Origin of the sequence: Pseudophaeobacter sp. EL27, from assembly GCF_900313025.1 — a bacterium.
Taxonomy (GTDB): Bacteria; Pseudomonadota; Alphaproteobacteria; order Rhodobacterales; family Rhodobacteraceae; genus Pseudophaeobacter.
Genome location: NZ_OMPQ01000015.1, coordinates 65,037 through 76,690 on the forward strand (window position 1 = coordinate 65,037; position 11,654 = coordinate 76,690).

Annotated in this window: 9 protein-coding genes and 1 pseudogene; 2 read left to right on the top strand and 8 right to left on the bottom strand. The window is 60.7% G+C overall.

Annotated features, from left to right (window positions below; all coding sequences use genetic code 11):
- The first annotated feature begins 16 nt into the window (after positions 1-16).
- Both ED661_RS18795 and ED661_RS18800 read left to right on the top strand, forming a co-directional pair.
- Positions 17-1,384 carry a pyruvate dehydrogenase complex E1 component subunit beta gene (locus ED661_RS18795; protein WP_122076029.1) on the top strand — a complete coding sequence of 456 codons (1,368 nt, stop codon included), beginning with the start codon at positions 17-19 and terminating at the stop codon, positions 1,382-1,384.
- A 15-nt stretch (positions 1,385-1,399) separates the two neighbouring features.
- Entirely contained in the window at positions 1,400-2,704 is a 1,305-nt protein-coding gene (locus tag ED661_RS18800; RefSeq protein WP_122076031.1) for a pyruvate dehydrogenase complex dihydrolipoamide acetyltransferase, read from the top strand.
- A gap of 175 nt (positions 2,705-2,879) precedes the next feature.
- On the opposite strand, the gene cysE is transcribed toward ED661_RS18800, so the two are convergent.
- From cysE to ED661_RS18840, 8 genes and pseudogenes are all read right to left on the bottom strand, one after another.
- Positions 2,880-3,698, bottom strand: a complete 819-nt coding sequence (gene cysE, locus ED661_RS18805; protein ID WP_122076033.1) for a serine O-acetyltransferase — start codon at positions 3,696-3,698, stop codon at positions 2,880-2,882.
- Positions 3,699-3,844: 146 nt separating this feature from the next.
- On the bottom strand, positions 3,845-4,204 hold the full coding sequence (locus ED661_RS18810) for a hypothetical protein (protein ID WP_254054890.1): 360 nt from the start codon (positions 4,202-4,204) through the stop codon (positions 3,845-3,847).
- A 16-nt stretch (positions 4,205-4,220) separates the two neighbouring features.
- Positions 4,221-7,565, bottom strand: coding sequence for a glycoside hydrolase TIM-barrel-like domain-containing protein (locus ED661_RS18815; RefSeq protein ID WP_254054891.1), 3,345 nt, complete (start codon positions 7,563-7,565; stop codon positions 4,221-4,223).
- 151 nt (positions 7,566-7,716) lie between these two features.
- The gene (locus ED661_RS18820; protein ID WP_122076035.1) at positions 7,717-8,061 is read right to left on the bottom strand and encodes a head-tail adaptor protein; all 345 of its coding nucleotides are present in this window, start codon (positions 8,059-8,061) and stop codon (positions 7,717-7,719) included.
- Positions 7,943-8,662: a head-tail connector protein gene (locus ED661_RS18825; RefSeq protein WP_371412462.1), complete on the bottom strand. Its 720-nt coding sequence runs from the start codon at positions 8,660-8,662 to the stop codon at positions 7,943-7,945. Before ED661_RS18825 ends, ED661_RS18820 begins: the two co-directional genes overlap by 119 nt.
- A gap of 161 nt (positions 8,663-8,823) precedes the next feature.
- A pseudogene (locus ED661_RS18830) lies at positions 8,824-9,411 on the bottom strand (phage major capsid protein); the annotation flags it as partial.
- A complete protein-coding gene (locus tag ED661_RS18835; protein WP_122076037.1) occupies positions 9,342-10,385 on the bottom strand; it encodes a phage portal protein in 1,044 nt (347 codons plus the stop codon). The pseudogene ED661_RS18830 and the gene ED661_RS18835, both read right to left, overlap by 70 nt.
- A gap of 174 nt (positions 10,386-10,559) precedes the next feature.
- Positions 10,560-11,636, bottom strand: a complete 1,077-nt coding sequence (locus ED661_RS18840; RefSeq protein WP_122076039.1) for a DNA-packaging protein — start codon at positions 11,634-11,636, stop codon at positions 10,560-10,562.
- Between the last annotated feature and the right edge of the window lie 18 nt (positions 11,637-11,654).

The following is an 11,654-nucleotide window of genomic DNA, read 5'->3' on the forward strand; positions in this document are numbered from 1 at the left end:
AGGGAAGAGATAAGATATGGCAACTGAAATTCTGATGCCCGCCCTGTCGCCAACCATGGAAGAAGGCACGCTGGCCAAATGGCTGGTCAAGGAAGGCGATACTGTGAATTCCGGCGATATTCTGGCCGAGATCGAAACCGATAAGGCCACGATGGAATTTGAGGCTGTTGATGAGGGCGTGATCGGCAAGATCCTCATCGCTGAAGGCTCTGAGGGCGTAAAGGTGAACACGCCTATCGCTGTTCTCGTCGAAGAGGGAGAAAGCCTGGATGCCGCGCCTGCGGCCCCCAAGGAAGCGCCGGCGGCCGGGGCACCTGCGGCGCCCGCAGCCGCCGTCGCTGCTGCCGCGACTTCTGACATACCTGTCGTGGATGACAGCCCGGATTGGCCTGAAGGCACTGAGGTGGTGAAGACCACGGTCCGCGAAGCCCTGCGGGACGCCATGGCGGAGGAAATGCGCGGCAATGAAAACGTATTCCTGATGGGAGAAGAGGTTGCCGAGTACCAAGGCGCTTACAAGATCTCACAGGGGTTGTTGGACGAATTTGGCGCCAAGCGAGTCATTGACACGCCCATCACCGAGCACGGTTTTGCCGGCATCGCAACCGGGGCTGCCTTTGGCGGTTTGAACCCGATTGTCGAGTTCATGACCTTCAACTTTGCAATGCAGGCGATTGACCATATCATCAACTCTGCGGCCAAGACGCTTTATATGTCTGGCGGTCAAATGGGCGCACCCATGGTGTTCCGTGGTCCCAATGGTGCGGCGGCCCGCGTTGGTGCCCAGCATAGCCAGGACTACGCTGCCTGGTACATGCAGGTGCCCGGTCTGAAGGTTGTGATGCCCTACTCAGCCTCCGATGCCAAAGGCCTGCTGAAATCCGCAATCCGTGACCCCAACCCAGTGATCTTCCTGGAGAATGAAATTCTCTATGGCCGTTCCTTTGACGTGCCCAAGATGGACGATTTCACCGTTCCCTTTGGCAAGGCCCGGATCTGGCGGGAAGGCAGTGATGCTACCATCGTCTCCTTTGGGATCGGCATGCAATATGCCCTGGAGGCGGCTGACAAGCTCGCCGCTGATGGTATCTCAGCTGAGGTCATCGATCTGCGGACCCTGCGTCCGATGGACCTGCCAACAGTGATCAAATCGGTGATGAAGACCAACCGTCTGGTCACCGTTGAAGAAGGCTGGCCGCAGGGTTCCGTTGGCAGCTACATCGCCTCCGAGGTGATGCAACAGGCCTTTGATTACCTGGATGCTCCGGTCATTACCTGCACCGGCAAGGACGTGCCCATGCCCTATGCCGCCAACCTGGAACGCCACGCGCTGATCACCACAGATGAAGTGGTCGCTGCCGTGAAACAAGTCACCTACCGGTAAGGGAGCACGAGAAGCATGCCTACAGAAATCCTGATGCCCGCCCTCTCCCCCACCATGGAGGAAGGCACTCTGGCCAAATGGCTGGTAAAAGAAGGCGATACTATTTCATCCGGCGATCTGATCGCTGAAATCGAAACCGACAAGGCCACGATGGAGTTCGAAGCCGTGGATGAAGGCGTTGTCGGCAAGATCCTGATCCCTGAGGGCTCTGAGGGGGTGAAGGTCAATACCGCCATCGCCGTGCTGCTCGAAGAGGGTGAAACGGCAGATGACATCGGCGCCAGCGCGGCACCCGCTGCCCCTGCAGCCGCAGCGAAGGAAGTCGCCGCAGCACCCAGTGCTGGGGCGGGTGAGGCCGCGGCACCGGCTCCGACGGCCCCGGCAGCTGCCGATGGCAGCCGTATCTTTGCCTCACCTCTGGCGCGACGCATCGCGGCAGACAAAGGTCTTGATCTGGCAGGCCTTGTTGGATCCGGTCCCCGTGGCCGTATCGTCAAGGCAGATGTCGAGGGCGCGGCAGTCGCGCCCAAAGCCGCTGCGGCCCCTGCTGCAACTGCCAGCCCAGCTGCTGCCGCCCCAGCCCCGGCTGGTCCCTCTTCTGATATGGTTGCCCGCATGTATGAGGGGCGCAGCTATGAGGAGGTCACTTTGGATGGCATGCGCAAGACCATCGCCGCCCGCCTCACCGAGGCCAAACAGACCGTGCCGCATTTCTACCTGCGCCGCGATATCCAGCTGGATGCGCTGCTGAAGTTCCGCGCACAGCTGAACAAGCAACTCGAAGGACGTGGTGTCAAACTCTCGGTCAATGATTTCATCATTAAGGCCGTGGCCCTGGCGCTGCAGGCGGTTCCGGATGCCAATGCTGTCTGGGCTGGCGATCGTGTGCTCAAGATGGAAGCCTCGGATGTGGCCGTTGCCGTCGCCATTGAGGGTGGCTTGTTCACACCCGTCCTCCAGGACAGCGAGCTGAAATCGCTTTCTGCGCTTTCCGGCGAGATGAAAGATCTGGCCGCGCGCGCACGTGATCGCAAACTTGCCCCGCATGAATACCAGGGCGGCAGCTTTGCCATTTCCAACCTTGGCATGTTTGGCATCGACAATTTTGACGCCATCGTGAATCCACCCCATGCCGGCATTCTCGCCGTCGGGGCGGGCGCGAAAAAGCCAGTTGTCGGAGCTGACGGTGAGCTGAAAGTGGCGACAGTGATGTCTGTCACCATGTCGGTGGATCACCGGGTCATTGATGGTGCGCTTGGTGCGCAGCTGCTGCAGGCAATTGTTGAAAACCTGGAGAACCCGATGGTCATGCTCGCCTGAGCCTGTCCTGCCCGGCGACACCCCAGATGCTAATACCTGCCCGCATATCTCCATGCGGGCAGGTATTTTTTTGGAAGCGCATCAAAAAAAAGGAGGCCTGAGCCTCCCTCATTTACACCCGTGAATCCCTCAGTGAACTGAGCAACTGCATAAGCTCATTCAGCGATCACAGCGATTATTTGGGTGTGCTATGTTCCGAGAGAACCTGGTCCATACTGATCGAAGGCTGGTCACAACCGGCTTCACCAACGATCTTGGCAGGAACGCCGGCAACGGTTTTGCAGGCAGGTACTTCTGCCAGCACAACCGAGCCCGCAGCGATGCGGCTGCAGTGGCCAACCCGGATATTGCCCAAAACCTTGGCCCCAGCCCCGATCAGCACGCCATCCTCGATCTTGGGATGGCGATCTTCTTCTTCCTTACCGGTGCCGCCCAGGGTCACCGAATGCAGCATCGAGACATTGTCCCCCACCACAGCGGTTTCGCCGATCACGATGGAATGGGCGTGGTCGATCATGATGCCCCGGCCAATTCTGGCACCGGGGTGAATATCAACGCCAAAGATTTCGGAAATCCGCATCTGGAAAAAGAAGGCCAGATCCAAATCGCCCTGTTTCCACAGCCAATGTGCAATGCGGTAAGCCTGAACGGCCTGGTATCCCTTGAAGTAGAGGATCGGCTGCAGCAGTCGGTGGCAGGCCGGGTCACGGTCATAAACCGCCATCAAATCGGCGCGCGCAGCGGCAATCAGGTCAGGATCCGAGGCAAAAGCCGTGTCTACAATTTCCCGCAGGATCACCATCGACATCTCATTGGAGCAGAGTTTTGCGGCGATCCGATACGACAGCGCCTTTTCCAGCGTCGGATGATGCAGGATGCAGGCATGGATCAGCCCGCCCATAAGCGGCTGTTTTGAAACGGCTTCCTGAGCCTCGGTCGAAATTTGTTCCCAGACCGGGTCCAGGGGCGAAACGGCTGTGCGCGTCTTGATCATGGCATGGCGTCCTCTTCTTGCCCTTAGGTTTGCATTTAGGGGAGAAAAACCCAAGCGCAAACCCTTGATGGAAAGAATTTCAAAATGGAATGGATCGCACCGGCCAAACCCGTTCTCGCCAGGAACACCATCTGGCAGAAGCGAGGTTATGGCTCCGCCTGCGAAATTTGCTTGCTATCCGCAGAGCGGACAAGGCGGCTGTGCAGGCCCGTCAGAACCAGTCGTAAACAGGTGATATAATCCGGATTGTCCCAAGTGGGCTCGCTGCAAAGCGGGCCGCAACTGTGCCGCGCCGCTGCATCCAGCGAGCCATTGCCCCAGCGCGGATGCAACTGCGCTGTACGCGCAACATGCGCCGCCGCCAAACCTGCGCGGTCAAACAGCTGTTGACACAAAACGGTGCGCTCGCGTGCAGGGGCTGCAAAGAGCGCCCGTGCCATGCTGCTCACATCCTGTGGCAAAACAGGCAGGCGCGCGTCGGTTTGATCTGGATCGTGATCCTTCACCGTACCGGACTCTCTGCTATTGGATGGGTTTTTCTGTCACAAATCCTGCCCCATACCGATCTGACAGCTGCGCAACCTCGACGATATCCCCGATGACTGCCGAATCTGCGCTCTGATCACCTACGCTGTAGATCCAGCTGGCGGAGTTTACCTCCAGTTCCCGCAACAGGCTGGTCCCACGCAGGATACGGATCCGGTAGGCCTCTCGTGACTCACCCAATGGAATTTCAGCAAGATCCCAACTGTCGCCTTCAATCCGGCTGCGCCGGATCCAGCTGACCGATATATCCTCGCCAAGGCCGCCGTTGAGACGCAGATGCACCGGCGCATAGGGGCGCAACCCATTGCCATCAAAGGCCTCAACCCGGTGAATATAGCTCGGGTCATCATAGCTGCGCCGCGCCGGGCCAATCCGGTAGTGGCACGCAATGCGCCGCTGTGCTGGGGTCAGCGCCACCTGGGAAAGACTGCCATCCAGCAAGACCACATAGGATCCTTCGGGCCAAAGCGCTGGCATCAGCCCATCACTGCCCAATTGCCCGCGCAGGCGGCCCCGCAGCATATAGGTGTTGTCACCAACCAGATCTGCCTCGCGAAACTGGAAAACTTCCCAGTTGTCGCTGCTGCCATCCCCGATGGCCACTGCATTGGCCCCATTCAAAACCGCCAAACTGTCGCGGCTTTGCAAGGCACCGGCGATCAGTTTCACCTGCAGATCACTCCCCAGATCCCAACGTCCCGGCGCAGCGGCCTGCAGCGGCGTTTCAGTCAGCCCTATCGTGCTGCGCGCTGCAATGATCTGTTCCAGGCTGTAGTCAGAATCGCTCCGCGCGGCATAAAGCGCCACGGTTCCGGGCCAGGGAGAGGCGCTCACCGCCAGATGCGGTGCATGGGGGACTTCCTCGCCCGTGAGCAATGGCAGGTCCATGAACAGTGGCAAGACCGGCAGAGGCGGTTCAAAGGCCTGTCCGGAGGGCAACACGTCAGAGATTTCCGCCGGCAGGTAGACCTCAGGGTCGACCCGCACCGCATCTACGATCTGCGACGCCCCCAGCTCCATCCGGTCGAGACGATAGTGCTGAACAAGGGAGGGTCCCCCCGCTGGCTCCTGAGAAGGTTCATCTGCGGGTTCAGACTCCAGCTCACTTGGCAGCGAAACAACATCCCCCACCCCCAGATGCAACAATGAGGGCGGAAGCACAAAGCCGGCGGTGTCACGCGAGACCCGCGCCTCCGCCAGCCAACGTTCGACGATCTGGCGGGCCTCGCTTTGAGTCAGGACCAGGGCCAGCTCGCTGGAGCTCACTGAATGGGTTGTCTCATCCGGCAGGCTCGCCTCGACAGCTCCGATATCATAGGCCGCCCCCCACTCGATAAACCGCAACCGGACCCGCCCCGCCAACTCAGCCTCGGCCTCGCGGGTCACCTCGATGGCGCCGTCAAGTTCCTCCTCATCCACCAGCCCCTGTGCTGAGAGCACATGCTGACTCTTTCCCAGGCGCAGACGGAATTCCAAAACCCCATTGCGCTCAATGGTGTCAAAGCCATAGCGCAGGGCCAGAGGTTGCAGTGCTGCACGCGCCTCAGCCACGTCGCTGACTCCATAGCCGTGCACAATCCCGTACAGCTGAGAGGTGTCAATCCAGGTCTGCCCGGCAGTCCTGCAGATCTCCTCCACCACAGAGGCCAGGCTGCGCTGCCCAACGCGGCCATTCAGCCAATGGCCACGCGGGTAGTTTTCCCCATCGCTCCAGACGGCATCAAGACTGGGAAAGGCCGGAAAAGGCCGGGCATCCCAGGTCCAGACATAGGCATTGCTCATATCCAGCATCCGCCCCGCGTACTCGCTCGACACCGGGTTATTGTCCCCCTCTCCCCAATAGCCCAGAACCGCACGCAGATATTGCAGCTGCATCAGATCATCCCGCTGACCATTGGAATAGCGCGGCAATTGCGATTCAGAGCTTTTGGGGTCGAGAAACTTGTTCGGCTGATTGGTGCCTTTGTCTATCGCAGCGCAGCCCAGCTCGGTGAACCAGATCGGCTTTTTCTGCGGCTGCCAGGCGGTCGGCAAGGCCTGACGCACCCCACCGATGCGCTCGTGATGCTGGTTGCCCCACCAGCTTTTCAGATCCTTGTAGCGCCAGATCCAGGGTTCATAATGGGCCTCGTCAGTGATGGGCGTCCGGATCTGCGCCTCCACGGGCTCAGTTGAGTGGTAATACCAGTCATAGCCCTCACCGCCCTCAACATTGGCACGCAGATAGTCCAGATCATAGATGCTGGGCGCACCCGCGACACGATCCAGATGATGCCTGCCCTCGCACCAGTCCGAGACCGGCATGTAGTTGTCGATGCCGATAAAATCGATATTGCTATCGGCCCAGAGCGGATCAAGGTGGAAATAGCGCTCGCCCTGCGGGCTTTGGTAACCCCAGTACTCGGACCAATCCGCCGCGTAGCTGATTTTGGCGTCAGGCAGCAACAGGCGGACCTGGGCCGCCAGATCCCGCAGCGCCGCAACCGCAGGGAACCCGGAAGCCCCGCGGATCTGGGTTAACCCCCGCATCTCTGAACTGATGCAAAAGGCCTCGACCCCGCCTGCCGCCGCACAGAGCGCAGCATTGTGTAATATGAACCGCCGCAATCCCCAGTCTGCTGCACCGCTATAGATGACCTCGCCCGCCAGAACAGTGAAGTCCGCCGCCATGGCGCCGCCCATGAAGGCCGCGACCTCAGCTTCGGCAGCCAGAGATTGGTCCGGGCTTCCCACCAGTCCCGGTGCCTTTGACAGCGTGATGCGCCCCCGCCAGGGCAGGGACGGTTGGCTCTGTGCATCGCTCCAGGGATCGGGAAGATCATTGCCCGCCACCTTATCCATCAGGATAAAGGGGTAAAACATCACCCGCTTACCAGCGGCTTGCAACGCCTGGATCGCCTCAATGACCGCCGCATCAGCAGGCGTGCCCCCATAAAGCGCCCTCCCCTCATCATCCTCAGGCACCAGATCGGCACTGCTGCGCGTCTCGCCCGAGACCCGCCAGGGCATCGGAATCCCCTCTGTCTGTTTCTGCTCCACCTTTGGTTTGATCTGACACTGCCCACAGCGCAGATCATTGCCAAACCAGGAGACAATCAGCGAGGCGGCGTCGCAGCTGGGCAGCTCGTTCGAAAGCGCCTCCAGAGAGGTTGCAAGATCGCTTTGACCTGAGGCGGTATGGCTGTTACCGCCCTTTGCCTGCCCCGGCCCGATGCCATAGTGAACCGCAGTGGTTGCCAGCGCATATTCGCCCGTGCCCGGCATCAAGGCCACCCCCTGCACCAGCTGACCGAGATCAAAGGGGTAATCCGAGCGATCCAAGACCTCCTCAGCCCCAAGAACCGCATAGATCTGCGGCGGCTGCCAGTTGGCATGGCATCAAACAGATTGCTGCCCAGGGCGGCCGTTACCGCAGTATCACTGGTCAGATGTTGAAAAACCGACTGCTGCGGGGCAGCGGCAAGCGCATAGGTCATGGGGCCAGCTCCTCGAGACATTGACATGTAAGATAGCGCCTGCCCGGATCGGCCTCGCCAACCGCTTCGATGCGAAACAGCCGCTGACCTTGACGAAACCGCTGACCAGGGCGTGGACGCGAGGCGCTGCCCTGTGGCATCGCCCGCAGGGTGATCCGGTAGCGCTGCAAGGAGAGGCTGGCGCCCTCCTGGCCAGAGGTGCGACCGGTTTGTGATTTCAGCTCAGCCCAGATCTCTCCCAGTGGCGCCCAGCTCTCGCTGTAGCCGCCGGATCCGTCGCTGACCCGCTGTGGATCTTCCAGCACCAACCGCCGGTTGGTTAGGGGCACTGCGCCGCCCATCATGACCCACCCCTGCCGAGAGCCGCAACAGGCGATACCGCTCGATCAGGCTGACAACCCCAAAGGGCATGCAGCCCCCATGCAGGGCTGTGTCATCGCGGTACTCGTAATAGTGGGCGGCAAGCATCAAAACCGCCTGAGCCAGATCATGGGGCAAGTCCTCCCAGCTAGCGGCAAAGCCTGCAGCTAAGGTGATTTCCAGCCGGGCTCCTTTTTGCAAAACAGGCAGGCTTGCTCCCCGTGGGTGCAGGCGTGGTTGCTGGCTGTCAGGCTCCACCCAAATGGTATCGGGTGCTAAAACCGTTGTATCACCATCTGCATCAATCAGAGTTGCTGAGGTGAACGTAACAACCGGGGCAATCGGCACCGATGCCCGATCCGGGTGACGCCATCCCGTGATCACCCAAAGAAAATCCCGCTGTAGCAGGACTTTGCCGGTTCGGCTTTCGATCGCCGCCAGGGCAGCCCGCAGAAAGCCGGTCAAAACACTGTCCTGCAGGTCATCTTCGCCAAAGCCGGTCCCCAACCGCAGATGTGCCTTAAAGGCCTCCAGCGGCAGGGCCGTGTCCGGCAGGGGTGTCACTTCGCTCAACATCATCATCAACTCCGCGGGCTCTGATCCCCAAGATGTCCCAATCAGGTTCAGCGGGCACGCAAGGCTCTCTGCCGCTCGGACGGAGGGGGAGCAGCTAGACGACAGAATGCCAGGGAATGCGTACCCGCCGGGGAGCCGGGCTGCCGGCTCCCCATTCAGCCAAAACCTTAGCTCAGGCCGAATTTCAGCAGTTTGATGGCAGCAAAATCGCTGACATCGCCGCCCACTCGTTTGGTGGCATAAAACAGCACATGGGGTTTGGCGCTAAAGGGATCCCGCAGCACCCGCAGATCCGGGCGTTCCGCAATGGTGTAGCCCGCTGCAAAATCGCCAAAGGCCAGCGACAGGGAATCCGATGCCGCATCCGGCATGTCCTCGGCAATCAGCACCGGATAGCCCAGCAGCCGCGCAGGCTCGCCAGCGGCCAGCCCGTCTGACCACAAGAAACGGCCATCTGCGTCCTTGAGTTTGCGCACCAGCCCGGCGGTTTTGGAGTTCATCACAAAGCTGGCATTGGCGCGATACTGCGCCCCAAGGGCATAGACCAGATCGATGATGGCATCCCCGTCACCAATGCCACCATCCTCACCGGAGGGCACATAGCCCAGGCTGCCCCAGCTCCAGCTGTCATTCTCCACGGTGGGGTGGGTCAGAATACCGGTAGGTTTATCCATGCCATCGCCGTTCAGAAAGGCCGCAGCTTCGGCGCGCGAAAACTTGTCGGCGATCCGCCTGGCCAGCCAACCTTCGATGTCAGGGCCCTGATGGCCTCTTGATAGTTTGAATAAGCGGTATCACCAGGCAGGCCCAGCAGCATGGGCGGCACCCCAAAAGCCAGGGCAATTTCACGGGCCGCGGCTTCCTTGGTCTTTTGGAACTCCATATCTGACGGGGAAAACCCCATGGGTTTCCAGTCCAACCCGCCCTCCAGAACCATAGGGCGTCCAGCGTTGCGCGCGCCTTGGAAATTGGCCTCGACCTCATCGCTCAAGCAGCGGAACTGATCGTCTGACAGGGTGCCCTGGCTATCACTTCCGGCCCAGACCAGTGCGCCGGAGGGACGCGCGGCATTGTCCAATAACCCCTTGGACCACTGCGAGGCAGCTGAATGCACATCCAGCGACAGCGCGGCCGCCTGAAGTGGGGCAAACCCGTAGTGATCATCCTGGGGATGGAAGTTCTTCAGGTGCAGCACCGCAGTGCGCCCACCGTCACAGGGAAAGCGGTGCTTGCGTCCTCCCACGGTGTAGTCATAGGCCTGCGGCCAGCCATCAGGGCCGGGGACAATCGACATTCGATCCGGGCGCAGCAGGTGCCGCTCAGAGGGCCAGCTCGCATCTTCGCTCACCGCTTCGACATAGGCATTGCCGGACAGCATCAGGTGGCCAAACAGCCCCTCAAAAAAATCCTGCCGTGTCTGCGCCCCATTGGGGCGGGTGATGAGCGCAAGCAGCGGGTGGGTATCAAAGCGCTGTGCTGCGTCCTGCACCACCAGCGGCAGGGCAGCTGCGGCCTCAATAACCATGCGAACGGCGCGGAACCCCACCGGATTGCCCTGATAGCCCAGACGCGTCAAAGAGATGGCATCGCGGGCACTCAGTGAGAGCGCCCCGCCTCCCTGCCAGGCAAGACCACGTGCAGCGGCGCTGGCCTTGGTCTGCGGTGATTTGGCCGGGGCGGCCAGGGGCTCGCTGGGCTCTGTCTTGCGCCAAGGTAGGTCAAACCTCATGGGCCGCTCCTTTGATCCATCATCCGGGCATCACGCCCTTTGCTGGAGAAAAGATATGACGCTGAGATCTGAATATCCTCAAAGAGCGGCGTGCCGACCTATGGAAACAGCACCGTCAACGTATTGTATTCACTTCAACATTCATCCAACCCTGATGTTGCAGGCCACCATTTCCTAAACCATTCTCGCCCGTGGCAGGCGATTCTGCAGCGCCGGATCCAGAATGAGCTGGTGCAGGGCCCAGACCAATGCATCAACCCGGTCCGGCGAGCCCTGCCCCTGAAACCCCTGTGGTGACATCTGGCACATTTGTTCTTCAAGCTCCGCCAGCCCCGGCAGATGATGTACCCGGCGCTGCTCATATAGTGCGGCAACGGGTTCTGCCCGCACCACCTTGCCCCGACTGGCATGAACCGCCTGAAAAGCCACCAGAGGATCCACCTGCCGCAGCAAGTTCTCAACAAGCGCCCCGCCCTGGTTCACCTCTGCCACAACCCGGTCCAATTCCGGCGCTGCCGCGACCTGGAGTTCGGCCAATTGAGCCGCCCGCCAGATGGCGCCCTCAACATCGCTCAAAAGCACCCCATCCAGCTCCTGACGCCCAAGTCGGGTTCCGGCATATCGGGCACGGACCTCGCTCAGGAAGGAGGGCGCGAGATTGGCCCGGTTGGCCTCGGTTGCGGCGTGGCTTTGCACGGTGGATGGGGTTTGCAGCAGCTCGCGCAACACCGCAACATTGCGCGGTGTTGTTGTCACGCAGGCCCGAGGGTCCTCTCCCAACCGCAGCGAGAACTGCAACATGTCCCAAGCCTCCCGCGCTTGGCGCCACTTGGCCAGCTCATCTGCCCAGGCCGTATCAAACTGCGGCCCCCGCAGTGCCTCTGGATCATGGGCCGAAAAGGCCTGCGCCATGGCGCCATTGGCCCAGAGCAGTTTGCGCTCACCCGCCTTCCATTGCGGCCTGCAATCCGGGGGCGAACAGGCCAGAATGCCGCTATCCCCCTGGACCATCACATCACGCACCTGGTCATAGGTCTCGCCTATCAGCGCCAGACGTCGTCCACGACCCGGCGCCAGAGGCGTAGATCCTTCCACCTGGGCCCGGATCCATTCGGCACCTGCGCGGGTCTTACCCGCGCCGCGTCCGCCCAGGATCACCCAGGTTCGCCAATCCCCCGACGGTGGCAGTTGGTGCCCATGTGCCCAGACCTCGAACAGATAGGGCAGACAGAGGATGGCATTGTCACTCATCTCCTTGATCAGGGTTTT